General features: G+C 46.6%; 18 protein-coding genes, 1 pseudogene and 1 riboswitch. Of the genes and pseudogenes, 14 read left to right on the top strand and 5 right to left on the bottom strand.

Annotated elements, in window-relative coordinates; translation table 11 throughout:
• Window positions 1-22: 22 nt before the first annotated feature.
• Entirely contained in the window at window positions 23-1,237 is a 1,215-nt protein-coding gene (fdhA, locus tag BLR15_RS02030; protein WP_092984171.1) for a formaldehyde dehydrogenase, glutathione-independent, read from the top strand.
• A 536-nt stretch (window positions 1,238-1,773) separates the two neighbouring features.
• Here the strand turns inward: fdhA and BLR15_RS02025 are convergent.
• Window positions 1,774-2,577 carry a hypothetical protein gene (locus tag BLR15_RS02025; protein ID WP_092984169.1) on the bottom strand — a complete coding sequence of 268 codons (804 nt, stop codon included), beginning with the start codon at window positions 2,575-2,577 and terminating at the stop codon, window positions 1,774-1,776.
• A gap of 126 nt (window positions 2,578-2,703) precedes the next feature.
• Here BLR15_RS02025 and BLR15_RS02020 point away from each other — a divergent pair, with 126 nt between their 5' ends.
• The 6 genes from BLR15_RS02020 (at window position 2,704) to BLR15_RS01995 (ending at window position 9,266) form a co-directional block, all read left to right on the top strand.
• Window positions 2,704-3,201: a GrpB family protein gene (locus BLR15_RS02020; protein WP_092984167.1), complete on the top strand. Its 498-nt coding sequence runs from the start codon at window positions 2,704-2,706 to the stop codon at window positions 3,199-3,201.
• Window positions 3,202-3,354: 153 nt separating this feature from the next.
• Complete coding sequence (locus tag BLR15_RS02015; protein WP_092984164.1) at window positions 3,355-4,266, top strand: diacylglycerol kinase; 912 nt, start codon at window positions 3,355-3,357, stop codon at window positions 4,264-4,266.
• Window positions 4,267-4,329: 63 nt separating this feature from the next.
• Window positions 4,330-6,096 (top strand): 5'-nucleotidase C-terminal domain-containing protein, encoded by a 1,767-nt coding sequence (locus tag BLR15_RS02010; RefSeq protein WP_092984162.1) that lies wholly within the window; start codon window positions 4,330-4,332, stop codon window positions 6,094-6,096.
• An 11-nt stretch (window positions 6,097-6,107) separates the two neighbouring features.
• Complete coding sequence (rlmD, locus tag BLR15_RS02005; RefSeq protein ID WP_092984160.1) at window positions 6,108-7,466, top strand: 23S rRNA (uracil(1939)-C(5))-methyltransferase RlmD; 1,359 nt, start codon at window positions 6,108-6,110, stop codon at window positions 7,464-7,466.
• 57 nt (window positions 7,467-7,523) lie between these two features.
• A riboswitch (TPP riboswitch) is annotated at window positions 7,524-7,615 on the top strand.
• Between the two features lie 82 nt (window positions 7,616-7,697).
• Window positions 7,698-8,366: a thiaminase II gene (gene tenA, locus BLR15_RS02000; RefSeq protein ID WP_092984158.1), complete on the top strand. Its 669-nt coding sequence runs from the start codon at window positions 7,698-7,700 to the stop codon at window positions 8,364-8,366.
• Window positions 8,367-8,474: 108 nt separating this feature from the next.
• Window positions 8,475-9,266, top strand: a complete 792-nt coding sequence (locus tag BLR15_RS01995; RefSeq protein WP_092984156.1) for a VLRF1 family aeRF1-type release factor — start codon at window positions 8,475-8,477, stop codon at window positions 9,264-9,266.
• Between the two features lie 69 nt (window positions 9,267-9,335).
• Here BLR15_RS01995 and BLR15_RS01990 read toward each other — a convergent pair whose 3' ends face one another.
• On the bottom strand, window positions 9,336-9,755 hold the full coding sequence (locus BLR15_RS01990; RefSeq protein ID WP_092984154.1) for a hypothetical protein: 420 nt from the start codon (window positions 9,753-9,755) through the stop codon (window positions 9,336-9,338).
• A 143-nt stretch (window positions 9,756-9,898) separates the two neighbouring features.
• Between BLR15_RS01990 and BLR15_RS01985 the strand changes: the two genes are divergently transcribed.
• The 6 genes from BLR15_RS01985 (at window position 9,899) to BLR15_RS01960 (ending at window position 14,305) form a co-directional block, all read left to right on the top strand.
• The gene (locus BLR15_RS01985; RefSeq protein ID WP_092984152.1) at window positions 9,899-10,135 is read left to right on the top strand and encodes a DUF1413 domain-containing protein; all 237 of its coding nucleotides are present in this window, start codon (window positions 9,899-9,901) and stop codon (window positions 10,133-10,135) included.
• Window positions 10,136-10,189: 54 nt separating this feature from the next.
• Entirely contained in the window at window positions 10,190-10,924 is a 735-nt protein-coding gene (locus BLR15_RS01980; RefSeq protein ID WP_092984150.1) for a DUF429 domain-containing protein, read from the top strand.
• A 109-nt stretch (window positions 10,925-11,033) separates the two neighbouring features.
• On the top strand, window positions 11,034-12,248 hold the full coding sequence (locus BLR15_RS01975) for an MFS transporter (protein ID WP_176754026.1): 1,215 nt from the start codon (window positions 11,034-11,036) through the stop codon (window positions 12,246-12,248).
• Between the two features lie 12 nt (window positions 12,249-12,260).
• Window positions 12,261-12,842, top strand: coding sequence for a TetR/AcrR family transcriptional regulator (locus BLR15_RS01970; protein ID WP_176754025.1), 582 nt, complete (start codon window positions 12,261-12,263; stop codon window positions 12,840-12,842).
• A gap of 41 nt (window positions 12,843-12,883) precedes the next feature.
• Window positions 12,884-13,291 (top strand): hypothetical protein, encoded by a 408-nt coding sequence (locus BLR15_RS01965; protein WP_092984146.1) that lies wholly within the window; start codon window positions 12,884-12,886, stop codon window positions 13,289-13,291.
• A gap of 24 nt (window positions 13,292-13,315) precedes the next feature.
• On the top strand, window positions 13,316-14,305 hold the full coding sequence (locus BLR15_RS01960) for a zinc-binding dehydrogenase (RefSeq protein WP_092984144.1): 990 nt from the start codon (window positions 13,316-13,318) through the stop codon (window positions 14,303-14,305).
• A gap of 312 nt (window positions 14,306-14,617) precedes the next feature.
• On the opposite strand, the gene BLR15_RS01955 is transcribed toward BLR15_RS01960, so the two are convergent.
• Genes BLR15_RS01955 through BLR15_RS01945 form a run of 3 tightly spaced genes read right to left on the bottom strand, consistent with a single transcriptional unit; the run spans window position 14,618 to window position 15,672 of the window.
• Window positions 14,618-15,307 carry a DUF3169 family protein gene (locus BLR15_RS01955; protein ID WP_176754024.1) on the bottom strand — a complete coding sequence of 230 codons (690 nt, stop codon included), beginning with the start codon at window positions 15,305-15,307 and terminating at the stop codon, window positions 14,618-14,620.
• Window position 15,308: 1 nt separating this feature from the next.
• On the bottom strand, window positions 15,309-15,512 hold the full coding sequence (locus BLR15_RS01950; protein WP_092984140.1) for a helix-turn-helix transcriptional regulator: 204 nt from the start codon (window positions 15,510-15,512) through the stop codon (window positions 15,309-15,311).
• Window positions 15,493-15,672, bottom strand: coding sequence for a hypothetical protein (locus BLR15_RS01945; RefSeq protein ID WP_092984138.1), 180 nt, complete (start codon window positions 15,670-15,672; stop codon window positions 15,493-15,495). The genes BLR15_RS01950 and BLR15_RS01945 overlap by 20 nt, the downstream gene beginning before the upstream one ends.
• Window positions 15,673-15,906: 234 nt before the next feature.
• On the opposite strand from BLR15_RS01945, the pseudogene BLR15_RS01940 reads away from it, so the two are divergent.
• A pseudogene (locus BLR15_RS01940) lies at window positions 15,907-17,430 on the top strand (AbgT family transporter).
• Window positions 17,431-17,563 lie beyond the last annotated feature (133 nt).

Genomic DNA, 17,563 nt, shown 5'->3' with positions numbered 1-17,563 from the left:
ATAGACCATTAGGAGGTTTAACATGGCTGGAAACCGTGGAGTTGTTTATCAAGGTAAGGGCATTGTAGAAGTGAAGGATATCGATTATCCGGATTTAGTTTTGCGCGAAGGACCTGGTGTTCCGAAATCCAACGTCGGACGGAAGTGTGAACACGGGGTGGTATTAAAAGTCATTACAACGAATATCTGTGGCAGTGACCAGCATATGGTCCGGGGCAGAACGACGGCGCCTGAAGGACTCGTGCTGGGACATGAAATTACAGGAGAAGTTGTTGAAGTGGGAAGAGATGTCGAATTCGTCAAAAAAGGCGACATCGCCTCTGTTCCGTTCAATATCGCATGTGGACGCTGTGTCATGTGCCGTGAACAAAAGACGCATATCTGTCTGAACGTCAACCCTGAAAGACCGGGCGGCGCATACGGCTACGTAGATATGGGCGGCTGGGTAGGCGGCCAGTCGGAATATGTCATGGTACCTTATGCAGACTTCCAGCTGCTGGTATTCCCGGACCGTGACCAGGCGATGGAGAAAATTCTTGATTTGACGATGTTATCGGATATTTTCCCGACAGGCTATCATGGTGCAGTGTCTGCAGGTGTTAAAACCGGTTCAACCGTATATGTTGCCGGCGCAGGTCCTGTAGGGCTCGCAGCCGCACACTCGGCACAGCTGCTCGGTGCTTCTGTCGTCATTGTCGGAGATATGCAGGAGGAACGTCTGAAACAGGCGGAGAGCTTCGGTTGTGAGACGGTCAACCTGGCCATGCATGACAATCTCGGCGAGCAGATTGAACAGATTTTAGGCGAACCGATCGTCGACTGTTCCATCGATGCGGTCGGTTTTGAAGCATCCGGACACGGCGAAGGTGCAGAAGAACAACCGGCTGTCGTGCTGAATACGATCATGGACGTTACAAAAGCAGGCGGCAGTCTCGGTATTCCGGGGCTTTACGTCACAGAAGACCCGGGGGCGGCCGACGAAGACGCCAAGACCGGCTCGTTGAAAGTGAGATTCGGACAGGGCTGGGCGAAAGCACATACATTCGTCACCGGCCAGACACCGGCGATGCTGTACAACAGAGACCTGATGAAAGCCATATTGTCAGGCAGAGCCAATATCGCGAAAGCCGTGAACGCCACAGTCATCGGACTCGACGACGCACCACAAGGCTACAGCGACTTTGACAAAGGTGCTTCCAAAAAGTTTATCATCGACCCGCACGGCTCATTGAAATAAAAACCGATACATGAATGACCGGGCCCGGCATCTCAAGATGCCGGGTTTTTTGGTGCCGTCGTTTAACTGCTTAATTCGGTCACTCAGCGCTCCCAGTGACCGACAACCCGCTTAATTCAGTCACCCAGCGCTCTCAGTGACCGACAACCCGCTTAATTCAGTCACTCAGCATCCCCAGTGACCGACAAACCGCTGAATTCGGTCACTCAGCGTTCCCAGTGACTGACAACCCACATAATTCAGTCACTCAGCGCTCCCAGTGACCGACAACCCGCTTAATTCAGTCACTCAGCATCCCCAGTGACCGACAACCCGCTTAATTCAGTCACCCAGCACTCCCAGTGACTGACAAACCACATAATTCAGTCACTCAGCGCTCCCAGTGACCGATAAACTGCTTAATTCAGTCACTCAGCATCCCCAGTGACCGACAAACCGCTTCATTCAGTCACTCAGCGCTCTCAGTGACCGACAACCGCTTTAAACTCCAATCCAAAACAAAAACTGCCGGGCATGCGCCCGGCAGTTCATAAATCTTATTCACTTATTAAAAAGCTGTGGATGTTAGCGATAACTTCGTCTTCAACGTCGCTTGTCATGACATCGTTGTCGTAGTCGTAATATTCATCTTCGACGCTGACTTCCTGGTTGTCGATGTAGTAATAGTCGTTTTCGGTGAAGTAGGCTGCATCCTCATCCAATACATTCGCCAGGTTTTCGTGTTCATGAACGTTCGCGTTTCCTAAAAGAATCACAACTTTGTCACTGTTATACAAATTCATGTAGGCTGTCGTCAATGCATCCACATCACGTTCCGGGAGTACTTCGTCATTGTAGTCCATGATCTGCAGCGCATCGATTATGACGGCGTCGCTGTTGTCATTGACGCTTAATTCATTTAGAGTGGTGGTGTTACTCGATATATCGAGTGTGTTGAACTGAATTGTGTCCGTATCGAACCGGTCTTCCAGATTGGTCATGAAATCTTCTGTGTAATAGCCCGGCAGTAAAACGTCAACAATCAGTGTTTCGTTGTTTTCAACAGCCTGATTGTACAATTCATTCAGGTTTTCCTGGTTGAACGAAATCTGGCTTTCATCTTCTGAAGGTTCCGGGTTTTCTTCTTCGGTATCGGCTGTTTCGTTTTCATCGTCTGCATTTTCACTTTCATCATCGGCTGCATCGCTTGTGGCATCTGTGTCTACGTTGTCTGCTGTCTCATCTGAAGTGTCTGTTTCATTCATCAGAGAAGCTTGTTCTGTGGATGGGTTCATCGCAAAGTTGACATATAACCCACCGGCAAATAAGATTAAAGCTACAATCAATAATACCTTTTTCATAGAGGCCTCCAAAAAATCATGTATATTATTCATAACATTCTGTGTTATAATATGACAAATATAGAAGATATCATTCTATATTATACACTATTTTTTTGGTTTGATAATATATAGGAATGATTAATTATGAATGAATATTATAAAATGGCAAAAGCGCATTACATGGAAGCGTCCATGCAGATGCTTGAGCATTTCAAAAAGAATGTCATAGAGCTGCATCATATAGGATCCACGAGCATCAAAAATCTTAACAGTTCCAAAGGTATCGATGTCCTTGTTATACTTAAGACGGTTACAGAAGTTTCCGAGCTGAAGGATATTCTGATCGCGGAAGGTTATTACGTGGTCCACGAGTTCAACGATTTCTTTGAGGAGGAGTCTGTTTTTCACGGGAAATTTGGCGACTGCGACGTGAATTTCATCTTCATGTCCGACCGGGATAAAAAATCCGAAATACTGCTCTGCAAAGAACTGCTGCTTGAAAATGATGAGTATCTGGATGATTTTCAGAAGTTAAAACAACTACATAATGACTCCATTATCGATAACGATGAATATCATCAAAGAAAAACGGAATTTTTCTCATCATTATTAAAGAAGGCAAAGGACTTTAACATTGTTTAAATTTCTGGCTGCGATTAATCTGATCTTGATATTTACAATGCTGTTCCTTTCGACAACGGATCATACATCGCTCACAAAAGGCGTACAGCTCATTGTTTTCATATTAAGTGTCTATTTATTATTTAATTATTCTAAAAAGAGCAGGAGAAAGAAATGAAAACTGCGAGAATTATTTATAACCCAACATCAGGACGTGAAACATTTAAAACCGGACTGGCGGATGTTTTGATCCAGCTGGAGAAAAACGGTTATATAGCGAGCGCCCATGCGACAACAAAAGGCGGGGACGCAACAAAAGCGGCACAGACAGCATGTGAAATCGGTTTTGATCTTATCATTGCTGTCGGCGGTGACGGCACGGTCAATGAAGTGCTGAACGGGATGGCTGATTTTGAAGAGCGTCCTGTTTTAGGCATCATACCGATGGGCACCGTGAACGACTTTGCATCGGCACTTTATATCGATAATGAAATTGAATCGGCTGTGGACACTATCGTCAACGGCCGGACGATGTTTATCGATATCGGCAAGATGAACAGCAAGTATTTCATGAACATCGCCGGCGGCGGGAAAATCACTGCGGTCTCGTATGAGGCACCGAGCAAGCTGAAGGCGGTCATCGGCACCCTCGCCTATTATGTGAAGGGCATCGAGCTGCTGCCGCAGATTACAAGCACGAACATCAGAATCGAATATGACAAAAATGTGTTCGAAGGCGAAGTCATGCTGTTTTTGATCGGCCTGACAAATTCCATCGGCGGATTTGACAAACTTGTGCCCGATGCAAAATTCAACGACGGCGAGTTCTCCCTGCTTTTTGTTGAAAAAGTGAGCATTCTTGAGCTTGGCCGCATCATGACGATGGCTTCAAGAGGCGAGCACCTGAACCATGACAAAGTGCACTATGCAAAAGCGAGCGATATCAGAGTATCATCGTACGATGATGTGCAGCTTAATCTCGACGGCGAGTTCGGCGGCGTACTGCCGGCACGCTTCGTCAACTACCAGCAGCACGTCGCTTTTCGCGTGCCTGAAAAGTTTTATGAAGAACAAATGCATAATTGATGATATGGACAACACAGTGATATTTCACTGTGTTGTTTAGTATTTAATCTACAGGAGGGTAATATGAAGCTCACTATTTTCGCGACGACAGACGTCCACGGCGCCATCTATCCATATAACTACTTTGACCGTCATCCCGTCAACCACGGCCTGATCAATTTAAAATCATATATCGAGCAGTATAAAAAAGAGCATCCTGACGAGATTGTGCTGACAGTGGATAATGGTGATCTGCTCCAGGGGGATGTGTGGAGTGATTATGACGTCGCTCACAGCAGTGCACCGCTGATTGCGGGAATTCTGAACGACATGTACGACGTGATCGGCCTCGGCAACCATGAATTTAATTTTGGGCTGGATTACTTGAATGACATTTACGGCAAGGTGGATATCCCGGTCATCAATTCCAATATTGATTTTCTGGACAATCCATTGAAAGATAAGATCGACAGACATGCGATCATTCCATGCGACACGCCGGACGGCAGGCTCGACGTCGGCTTTGTCAGTGCCGTGCCGACACAGATCATGAAATGGGATAAATATAATCTTGAAGGCAATGTGGAAGTGTCATCGATGAAGGAGTCGATTGACGCGGAAGTGCAGGTGCTGAAGGAGAACGGGGCGGACCTTGTGATTCTGCTGTCGCATTCCGGGATGAGCCGGGCGAAGGAAGATATGGAGCGGTTCGGTGAAAACCAGACGTTTTTAATGACGTTCCTTAAAGACATCGACGGCATCGTCTTCGGCCATACACACGAACTGTTTCCGCATGACGGCTATGAAATCGATGTGAGCACGCTCGATATCGTCAAAGGCACGGTGAACGGCGTACCGATGGTGCAGCCGGGTGTGCAGGCGAGCCATCTCGGCAAGCTGACTCTTGAAATCGATATGAACGAAGGCGCCCTGATTACAGATTCCAAGGCCCAGCTGATCGATGCCGAATCGATTGAACTCACGCCGGAATACTTATCCCGCTATGAAACTCAGCATAATGAAGTGCTCAAATATTTGAGCACTGAATTCGGGGAAATAAAAACCCCGTGGCACTCTTATTTTTCAAGGGTCGCGCCGTCATATTCAGTGCAGGCTGTGGCTGAAGCGGTGAAAGCATACACTTTTAAGATCGAAGATGACATCGATCTGCCGGATCTGCCTGTCCTTGCATTTTCTTCTGCAGTCAAGTCCGGACGCGACGGGGCGACAGATTTCACAGTAATTGAAAAAGGGACGCTCACTTTGAGCGATGCCATCGATATTTATAAGCATGCCAACAGTTTCATGATCATCAAGGTGACGGGGGATATACTGACGGAATGGCTCGAGTGGGCTGCCTCACAGTTTACATCGGATAAAGACGAAAATATCCTCTCGCCGAACCGTTCGCGTGCGGGTTTCCCCGGATATAACTTCGATGTGTTCGTCGATCTGGAGTATACGATTGATATTTCACAGCCACCGAGATACTCAAGTTCAGCCAAAAAGATCAGCGATTCAAAGCGGATCGTTTCGGTCACATATAATGGCAGGGAAGTCAGGTCGGATGATGAGTTCATCGTCCCGGCACACAATTACCGTGTGGCGTATACACCGTTTTTAAGAGATCAGGAAATACTGCACGAATCGGATAAGTCGATACGCGACATCGTCATAGAGTACATGAAATCTGAACCGGCGTTTGAACTGAAAAACCCGATAACGGTCATACCTTCCGGCAGATATTACTTTATTACCGCGACAAAGGCGCGTGATTACATCAAAGATGAACCGATCAGGCATATCAGAACGATGGACGATGGTTTCAGCTGGTACGAAATTGAAATGTAAGAGGGATATAAATGACACAACCCGTTAAGAATGAATATTATACAAGTACAGTATTGGATTATACGCACCAGGGACTCGGCGTAGTGAAGATCGACAACTATCCGATTTTTGTCCAGGACGTGCTGAAAGATGAAAAGATAGAGTTCAAAGTGATCAAGGCGAATAAAAAGTTTGGCTACGGCAAGATGACAAAGCTGATTGAACCGGCGGCAGAACGCATTGTTCCGCCTTGTGAATACTATTATCAGTGCGGCGGCTGCCAGATACAGCCGCTCAGCTACAATGAGCAGCAAGGGTTCAAAAAAGGCACGGTCGAGGCAAACATCAACCGCCAGGCGAAACTCGGTGTGGACGTGCACGATACGATTGGCATGGCATCACCGGACCATTACCGCAACAAATCACAGATTCCGGTGCAAAAAGTGGACGGGGAACTGAAGCTCGGGCTGTACAGGCCGAGAAGCCATGACATCATTGATATCAAACACTGCATGATTCAAAAGAATATTCATAACGACATTATGAATGATGTCCGTGAGCTGCTTAAAATGTTCAATATTTCCATTTATGATGAACGCAGGCATAAAGGGCTGCTCCGTCATCTGATCATCCGTTCGAACCATGATGATTCTGAAGTCCAGGTGGGCTTTATTACGAACGGTCATAAAAATCCGTTCGGCGATATCATCAAGATACTGGTCGAAAAATTCCCGGTGATTACGAGCGTCGTCCAGAATATCAATATGGACAAGACGAATGTCATTTACGGTTCAAAGACGAAAGTGCTGCACGGTGCTGAATACATCACTGATGAGCTGCTCGGCAAAAAGTTCAATATCCGTTCGCGTTCCTTTTATCAGGTGAACCATGAACAGACGGAAAAACTTTATACGGAAGCCCTGAAAATTGCTGACCTGAAAGGTGACGAGACGATCATCGATACGTACTGCGGCATCGGAACCATCGGCCAGGTGGCGGCGGACCATGTGAAGAAAATCATCGGCATCGAAGTCGTCGACTCGGCAGTGGAAGACGCACGTGAGAACGCGAAACTGAACGGCATCGATAATGCGGAATATCATCTGGGCAAATCCGAAGTCGTTATGAAACAGCTGGTGGCAGACGGGGTGAAGCCGGACGTGGTATTTGTCGACCCGCCGAGAAAAGGCTGCCACCAGGACTTCCTCGACAGCCTGGTTGAAGTCGCGCCGGAAAAAATCGTCTATATTTCATGCAACCCGAGCACGCTGCAGCGGGATCTGAAGATTTTGCATGAACAGGGCGGATATTCCGTCAGCCCTGTCACACCGGTCGACCTGTTCCCGCAGACGAACCATGTGGAAGCTGTGACGATGCTGACGAAAGATTGACTGATAAAGGTTGAAGTATCCGGATATCATCGGTATATTGGAACCATAAACCGAATACGTTCCTGCTGGGGGCAGTCTGAAAGGCTTGAGAAGTACCCTTTGAACCTGAACCGGTTAATACCGGCGTAGGGAAGTGGATGAATTTATTGTTGAATGAAGATCATATCAATATATAAAAGCATCAATCCCTTTCCTCCTTCAGTCGGAACAACAAACAGGAGGAATTTTTTTATGCGTTTTTCAGAACAGTTGAGAGAAAAGACTAAAAGCAGCTGGGATAAGAGCCTGAACCATCCGTTTGTAAGAGGAATTGCAGAAGGTGGCCTGCCGCTTGAAACTTTCAAAAATTACATCATGCAGGATATCTACTATTTGAAGCATTACGGGAAAGTCCACGCATTCGCAGCTGCGCATGCGGATGACTTCAGTGTTTCTGCGAGTCTGGCCGAAAAAGCGAAGAACACCGCAGAAGCGGAGCTGACCGTCCATAAGGAACATGCGGAAATATTGAATATCACTGATGAAGATATCGAAAACTTCAAACCGGCGCCGACTGCCTATGCCTATACGTCACATTTGTACAGGGCATCGTTATCCGGCAGCCTCGCCCAGATTATCGCAGCGATACTGCCGTGCTACTGGCTGTATGCGGATATCGGGATGAAGTATAAAGACGCGGATCCCGACGAGGAAATTTACCGCAACTGGATTGGAATGTATGCGAGTGACTGGTTCCAGGAATCGACTCAGGAAATGATCGATCTGATGGATAACCTGGCAGACAAAGCCGGTGAAGATGAAAAGAACAGAATCACCGAACAGTTTGTGATTGCTAAAGATTATGAACTGTCGTTTTGGGAGATGTCATATACCTTTGAGAAGTGGCTGTCGGAAGCGTAATATATGTTTTATCCTTCTGTATGGAGGGAACATGTATGTAAAGCGTATACAATGAAGAGTCTTTTCATTAGAACACAGAAACGCAACTTGAAGAGGGGGCAAAATTTTATGTCTGTAAGAAAAGATATCAGGCGCATTAACGAAAAAGAGGACGATCTCGGTGTACTGACGTTATATTTGAACACGGATGCAAGCAACCCGGATTTGAATAGCGGCGAGTGGAAAATCCACTTGAAAAACGAGATTAAAGAGATGAAGAACTATGCGGATAATACGGCTCAGGAAGATGAGAAGAAAGCTTTGAAAAAACTGCTTAAGAGAATCGAGGACCGGGTAGGCGAGCTGCAGATGGAACTGCAGAAAGGTCTGATGATCACGGCTTCGGCCGATGAACAGCTGTGGGAGGAAAAAATTCTCCAGGTACCGGTCACAACGACACTGCACTGGGAGAAAATACCTGCCACGGGGCAGCTGCAGGCAATGGTCCAGAAGTATCCGAAAGCGGCAGTCATCGTGCTTCAGCAGATGGATGCGCGTTTTATAGAAACGGAACTCGGTTCCATCATTGATGAACTCACTTTCAGCTGGGATTTGAACCGTGAAGACTGGCTGGATTACTCAAGCGGAGCATCTGTCGGCTCAAGGGGTTCCAACCAGGATCATTTCGAACGCCGTTTCGATGAAAATAAAAACCGCTGGTATAAAAATCTCGCGCCGAGACTCGGCAAGGAGATCAAAGACCGCGGTCTGGAAGGCGCGTACCTTGTCGGCAGCAATGAACTGGTGCCAGACCTTGAAGAGCACATGCATGAAGGACACCTGCTCGGCGTACTGACAAAGAATATCGGCATGAAACCGAATCATGAAATAGTCAATGAGATATATCAGGATCTAATTTGATATAAATTGCAATACCTCATTAATACAGACAGGCACCCCGGATTGACCACGGGTGTCTGATTTTTATTTTTAAATCCACCAAAATACAAGGACACCTACAAAGAAACCGAAAATTGAATGGCTCGCTGTCCAATTAAACCAGGAAATCCAGTCTTCATGATCCGGCGGTATCGGGGTCAGGGCGCTCAGGAAATACAAAATGCCGCCGCCAAGTGAAAAAACAAAAATATAAGGCCAGATCGCAAATTCAAGATTAAAAGGAATCAGCAGGTAAAATAAAACCACTGCGCTGGAAATGCATGTTACATAATGAAATATCAACCCTGTGATTTTTTTATCTGCCCACTGTTTAAGGATGGGGATGTAATCCATATTATACAGCAGGATCTCAGCCTTATTGCCTGTAGCCAGACGGACGATCCTCATGACCAGCCCTAAAATGAACCCCGAGATCGCACCGATGAGTATAAGCAGTACAAACGTCTCCATCACATCACTCCCAAAAAATTATTGTCACTTTTTATTTCCTTACCCTCCTAAAACATGCTGAAATCATTTATTTTTTAAATTGATGATTAAAAATGCACACAAAGCGGGTATATAACATTAATCAGGAATGGAGGATGAAAATTATGGCTAATAAGGAAAAGAAGTTATTGAAAAAAGCATGGCAGGAAACGAAGTCGCTCAATGACGGCGAAGTGTTCCTGGTGAAGGATCTGTTCAAAGGTTACAAATGGAACAGGATGCCGACTGAAGAAAGAACGGCACTCGGCAGAATGTTCCTTGAAAAGGCGAACAGCAAAAAGTCAGTCGAAGTGATAGATAAATCGACATCAAACCAGCAACAGTATAAGAAAAAAGGTTAGTATGGAAGAAGGGGTGGCGACACCCCTTTTTTCTTATAGGAAAGTTGGGATTGAATGAAATTCATCGGGATCGATCTCGCATGGACTTATAAAAATGAAACGGGTATCTGTGTGCTGGATGACACCGGCGGGGTAGAATACCTGGATTCAAAAGTCTACTCGAATGAAGATATAGTGGACGTTATAAAACAGCATCACACTGAAAATCTGACCATCGCCGTCGATGCACCGCTTGTTGTACCGAATGATGGCGGTTCACGGGGCGCAGAAGGCGAGATGATGCGGGCGATGATCAACGGGCAGCGTCTCCGGGCCTTCAACGCAAACCGGAACTATTTCACAAAAGTATTCGGGGAAATACGCGGGGAGACACTGATGCACATGATCCAGAGTGAAATTCCGGCTATACAAATCGGATTCGACAAAAGGAAATCATGTATCGTTGAAACATTTCCGACAGGCATCGTGCTCGGACTGTTTCCAGAAGCGGCCCCGATCAAATATAAGATAAAACCAAAAACGACATTTGATGAAACAAAATCAGAAATGGAGCGTCTCTTCACCATATTTGATAAACTTGAACATAAAGATAGGATTATCTCCGGACTGATGCCGAAAATTGATGATGAAGCGGCAACCAAAAAGGCGCATAAACATCTGGAAGATAAGATTGATGCATTTCTGTGTGCCTTCGGAATGTATTCAATTTACGGCGGGCATGCTTCAGACATAATGTTCGGCACAGTGGACAAGGGTTTTATCGTCATACCGGACCGTGCGATGGAGTAAAATTTTATATTCAAATCCTTCTTTCAACGGAAGGATTTTTTATTGCTGAAAATAAACCCTCATGCTATACTACCTATCGGTAGGTAGCCAAAAGAAAGAGGATAAAATTATGACACAGGAGACATCAATCTTTAAAAATAAAACGTTCATGCTGCTGCTTCTGGCAGGTATCTTTGCCGTGACAGGGTTCAGCATGTTTCTGACGACAACATCGTGGTATATCATCCGGACGCTCGACATGCCGGATATGCTCGGCCTGGTGCTCATCGTCATCACCGTACCGAGGCTCGTAATGATGATCTACGGCGGGGTGCTCGCAGACAATTATAAAAAGTCGACGATCATGTTCGGTACGAACATTGTCCAGGCGCTGCTGCTCGGGCTGATCACAATATTCATCTTTACTGATTACATGACGCTCGGCTGGTTCCTGGTGTTCGGCGGCCTGTTCGGCATGCTGGATGCATTTTTCGGACCGGCGAGTACATCGATGATCCCTAAAATTGTCGAGCGCAGGCAGCTGCAGAAAGCGAATGCGTATTTCCAGGGTGTGGACCAGATTTCATTCCTCCTCGGCCCCGTACTTGCCGGGGTGATCATGGAATTCGGTTCGGTGACGATGAGTTTTTTCACTGCCTTCATACTGGTCATATTATCGGCGATATTCGTTTTCCCGCCGCTGATCAAAGAAGGACCGGTTGAAAATACTGTCAGACAGACACCGCTTCAGAATTTCTCTGAAGGGTTCAACTATGTCAGGAAGTCCAACTTTCTGATCATCGGCATCATCGTGCTGGTGACGCTGAACTTCTTCGTGTTCGGCACACTGCACATCGCGGTGCCGTTTTTAACGGATCTTTACGGCGGTACACCGATCAACCTGAGCATCATGGAAATGAGCCTCAGTCTCGGAATGCTGGTCGGGACCGTTGTCCTCGGCAGCTATTACATTAAAAGGAAAGGCCGGACAGCGCTCTACGGGCTTCTCATCACACTGGTCATCTACATCGTCTTCAGCTTTATAGAAAGCCTCGCGATATTACCGGTACTGCTCTTCATGATCGGGCTGGCGATGGCATTCGTCTTCATCCCGTTCTTCACCGCAACACAGGAAATTACCGAAAACAGGATGATGGGCAGAGTCATGAGCCTGATATTTCTCGCCATGAATGGCTTCGATCCGATCGCATATGCGATTGTCAGCACCATGACATCCGCCGGCATATCGATACAGCTGGTGCTGCTCGGATTCGGGACGATCGGCATGATCATTGCACTGATCATATTATTCAAGGCAAAAGGATTCCAGAAACTTGAAACTTAAGGAGTGTGCGCATTGAGTACCAAAGATAAAATTTTAACAGTCAGCAAATCACATTTCGCACAGAACGGCTACGAAGGCACGACGATGTCGATGATCGCAGAAGACGTCGGCATCAGAAAACCGTCGCTGTACTCCCATTACAGCAGCAAGTCGGATATATTCAAAGACGTCCTGACATTCGAATTCGACTCGTACCTTTCATTTGTCAGAGAGATTTTAAGCGATAAAAACCAGTCCGCCGTTGAAAAGTTGTCGACACTTTTCATAGAGCATCTGCCGCGTGATGAAAAGAAGGAAATGGACAATGAATTCTACTACCGGTTCATCAAATATCCACCGGTGGAAATTGAAGAATACACCCTCAGCCATTACCGGGAGATGGAACGAACAATGTTTCAGATGTTTGACGCCGTGGTGAAGGAAGGTAAGGAAGAAGGGGACATTGATGCTTCGCTGTCCAGCCGCCAGATCTACGACACGTACTTTATCATGATTGACGGAATTGATACGATGAAAGGGCTGTACAGTTTTGAACATGTCAAAAAAAGCAGTGAAAATGTCTGGCAGGTTTTCTACCGGGGAATAAAAGCCTGAATCGGTTATAATGGAATCAACACAGCAATAGGAGGAACAAGATGAATTCGATTACGTTAATGGATGCATATGCGATAGAGAATTTGAGAAGTTACGGCTACAGTAATGATCAGATTCTGTCGAAGGTGCAGGCGAAAGATATTGAAGAATTTAAAAAGGTGAAAGACAATCTCGATTTCAGTCTGCTGATCGATATGGACGAGTCCGTCGGGCTCGGGACACTGCTTGAAGACGGCTATAAGGTCAAGTTTCTGACGTTCAACGGACTGAAAAACCTGATTAAATTGAAATTCGGTAAAATTGCCGAAGAAGATTACAAGGTGGATGGATATACTTTATCCGGACTGAAGCTGGATGACAGCCAGGCGCTCGATCTCGGCAATGCCTTGTCGGCGAACTGGCAGATGATTGAAACTGAGGGCGGCTACAAAGTACAACCGGTAAAATAATTCATTTCAAGGAGGATTTATTTCATGAAAGCAGTATATCATCAAGGTGAACAGAGTTTAAAAGGCGTGAAATATGGCGAAGTTGAAGTTGACGAATTAAAAGAAACGGATGTCAAAGTGAGATTGAAGACGGCGGGTCTGAACCACAGAGATCTGTTCATACCGGCACGTCACGATGAAAATGACCCGGCACTCGTGCTCGGTTCAGACGGAGCGGGCATTGTCGAGGAAGTCGGCAGCGGTGTCGGCAGTGTCAAAGCCGGCGACGAAGTGATCATCAACCCTTCATTGGGCTGGCCGGCAAATGACGTGGCACCGCCGGAAGGCTTTGAAATTGTCGGATTCCCGTTCAACGGTACATTTTCAGAGTACATCGTCCTGCCGGCGGAAAACGTGCTGCCGAAGCCCGGACATCTGAACTTCGAGGAAGCAGGCGTCCTCGCACTGTCCGCAATGACGGCGTACAGGGCTTTATTTACAAGAGCGCAGGTGAAAGAGGGCATGACGGTGCTGATCCCTGGTGCGACCGGCGGTGCCGGCACATTCCTGCTGCAATTCGCAAAAGCTGCAGGCGCAGAAGTATTCGTGACTTCCCGTTCGGCTGAAAAACGTGAGGCGGCACTCGAACTTGGCGCGGATAAGGCGTTTGACAGTGAGTCGGACTGGAACGAAGCGCTGGACGGCGAGAAAGTTGACGTCGTCATTGAGAGCGTCGGAGCGGTGACATTCAACAAATCCGTCGACCAGCTGAAGCGCGGCGGCACATTAGTCGCATTCGGTGCATCCGCAGGTGACACGGTTGACTTCAACCTCCGTAAATTCTTCTACGGCCAGTACAATCTACTCGGATCGACGATGGCGAGCACGGAAGAACTGGAAGAAATGCTCGAATTCATCGGGAAACACGATATCAAGCCGGTCATGGATAAGAGCTTTCCGCTGGATGAGTTCGAAGCGGCATTCGAAAGACTCGAAAAAGCGGGCATGATGGGTAAAATCGTGTTTACGATATAAAATTTAGTTTGGCACAGGAGCAGGAGCCCTTTCAGTGAGGTTCCTGTTTTTGTCTTTGTTTGGAAGTCTGCTGTGCAGATAGCGTGAACAGCATCTGTATCTGCACGGCAACAGGTCTGAAATGTGCAGATAGCATGGAAAGCATCTGTATCTACACGGAAACGGGTCTGGAATGTACAGATAGGACTAAAATATATCTCAACTAAACGGCTGCCTGCTCACCTGAGCCTGAAAAACAAGCCAAGTGAGCAGGCACCAGCAAAAATTGCTCACTCAGCCTGAAAATCGAAGCCAAGTGAGCAGCCAAGCAGTTTATTTTTCACGAATCTCCAATGAATATTTCAGCTGGGAGATTATCATAATGACACCGATCAGAATGATGGAGAATATTTGTGATTCACCCGTAATGATCGAGTAGAAAATGAGCAGGATGATGCCGGTGAACAGGGCGACCTGCATCAGATTGTATGACTTGTACAATCCGTTCAAAATGATGTGGCGCTCTCCTTCATCACTCGCAGCGAGGAGTTTCTCGGCATAATCTTTATCTCCTGCTTTGGGGAGGTCCCTGTCCGGGTAGAGTTTTCGCATAATACCGGAACTTTTAATGGCGAGCCATACGGTGAACAGGTAAACAATTCCCGCTGCCGCAACCAGAATCAGGCTGGTCTCGAGGACGATGAGGATTGCTACAGCTATCGCAGCCGATATGAGCGAAAATGTGTTCGCGACCTGAAGGTCGTTGAACTTGTTGTAACGATAGATATCATAGGCATCCATGTCCATATATTTCGTGTAGTCGCCTGAAACCGTCATGAGCGTCCTGTACATATAAATACTGACAACAATCATAATGATCGATAACAGAAGGGCAGCTATCCCAATCCAGAAGTATATCTCATCCATCCGGAAACCGTCGTTTCTGACTGCGATTGCACTGACTGAGAGTCCTGTAATTGCGCCTAATATGGCATACATCAATAATCTCAATATACGTTTCATCTTATAATTCCTCCTCTTCGAAAATAAAAATCTCCTCAATCGGCTCATCAAATATTTTTGCCAGACGTTTTGCTATCAACAGTGAGGGGATGTAGTCTTCACGCTCAATCAGGCTGATCGTCTGTCTCGAAACTTTCGCAAGTTTTGCAAGCTCCGTCTGATTGAGCCGTTCTCTTGCACGGAGTTCACGAAGTCTTGTTTTCATGACAATCATCCTTTTCCGTTTCAATTTTCCTGATTCCAAAAATGACGGCTGCAATGGCACCCATCCAGAACACGTGTGCATCTGCCAATAAAGGGATGATAAGCAGCGCTGCGGCCATGATCAAAAAAGTGTAGTCGATATGATAATTTCCAAATTTCATTGTCAACCCCTCCATTCATTCGAAGTGTAACATAAAGTTTTCATAATGACAAATATAATTGTCAAAATGACGCTTATAATTGAATAATGTCTATGTTTAAATAATAAGCCTATATTGACAGAACTATTTGAAAATGGTTTAATCATCTTGAAAACGCTTTCCTATGAAAGTGGTGTATCGCTGTAAGTACTTTACAATCAGGAATGTTTATCACTTTAAAAAGAGAGGTGTACCGTGACAGAAAAGAAAGGTTTTGTAGCTAAAGCGCTTGATATCATTGAACGCATCGGCAACAAGCTGCCGGATCCGTTCGTCCTGTTCGTCCTGCTTGCGGTATTCATGATTCTTCTGTCGTACATATTCAGCGTGGCAGGTGCTTCGGTCGTCCATCCGGGTACAGGGGAAGAACTGCCCATACAGAATCTCCTGTCCGGAGAGGGTCTGCAGTTCATTCTCACTTCCATGCTTGAAAACTTTACAGGGTTTGCGCCGCTTGGACTGGTTCTTGCGATGATGCTCGGTATCGGTCTTGCAGAAAAAGTGGGTCTCTTGGATTATGCCTTCCGTAAGTCGATACTCAAATCACCGCCGGCACTCTTGACTTATACATTGGTATTTGTCGGAATCATGGGGAACATTGCATCTGATGCAGCGATGGTCATCATTCCGCCGCTTGGTGCACTGGTTTTCTACAAAGTCGGCAGACATCCGCTTGCAGGGCTTGCCGCCGGTTATGCCGGTGCGGGTGCGGGTTTCACTGCGAACCTGTTCGTCGCAGGTACGGACGCGCTTCTAGCGGGTATATCCACAGAAGCGGCAGCGATCATTGATGACACGATGGTCGTGACACCGGTGGACAACTGGTACTTTAATATTGCGTCTGTGTTCGTACTGACAATCGTCGGTGGACTGCTGACCTCAAAACTTGTTGAGCCAAGGCTCGGTAAGTATAAAGGGGATGAAGTGGAAGATGCCGATACAGAATAGCTGCCCAATGCAAAAAAAGGATTTTTCGCAGCAGCCGGTGCCGGTCTGTTGTACTGGGTGATCATTTTCGGTGTCATCATGATGCCGGGCAGTCCGCTCAGGGGTGAAGGGGGCACCATTGTGCCATCGCCGTTCCTTGATGGCATCGTACCGATCATACTGTTCTTCTTCATCATCATCGGCGTGGTCTTCGGTATCGTTACCGGCAAGGTGAAATCCGGTAAAGATGTGACGCATTACATGACAGAATCCATTAAGGATCTGGCGGGATATATTGTACTTGTATTCGCAATCGCTCAGTTTATTGCCTACTTTACATGGTCCAATCTCGGCACATGGATTGCTGTGAACGGGGCAGAATTTCTGCAGGACATAGAATTTACAGGATTTGGCCTTGTTGTCGGCTATATACTTCTTACATCCCTGCTGAACTTCCTGATCACATCAGGTTCAGCCAAGTGGGCGATCGAGGCGCCGATATTTGTGCCGATGTTCATGCAGCTCGGCTATCATCCGGGATTCACCCAGGTGGCATACCGTATCGGGGACTCTTCGGTGAATATCATCACCCCGTTGTTTCCGTACATGGTCATCGTCCTTGCGTTCATGCAGCGCTACGATAAAAATGCAAGCATCGGTACATACATCTCACTGATGCTGCCGTATTCCATCGCGTTCCTTATCACATGGATCATAATGCTCGCGATTTTCTACTTCACAGGACTGCCTTACGGTCCGGGTGTCGGAACTTACCTTGAAGGCGGACAATAATCCATATAATATTAGAAAAATGGGGGCGTCCGCCCTGTAAGGATATATCAGATAATCTGATATATACCATTGCTAAAAAGATACAAAGGGGATGCAGGATGTCCATAAAAGAAACGATTCAAACATCCAGTGG

Source organism: Lacicoccus qingdaonensis (genome assembly GCF_900101075.1).
In the GTDB taxonomy this organism is placed as follows: domain Bacteria; phylum Bacillota; class Bacilli; order Staphylococcales; family Salinicoccaceae; genus Lacicoccus; species Lacicoccus qingdaonensis.
Note: the sequence above shows the minus strand (reverse complement) of the source record. Positions and strands in the feature narration are given on the sequence as shown.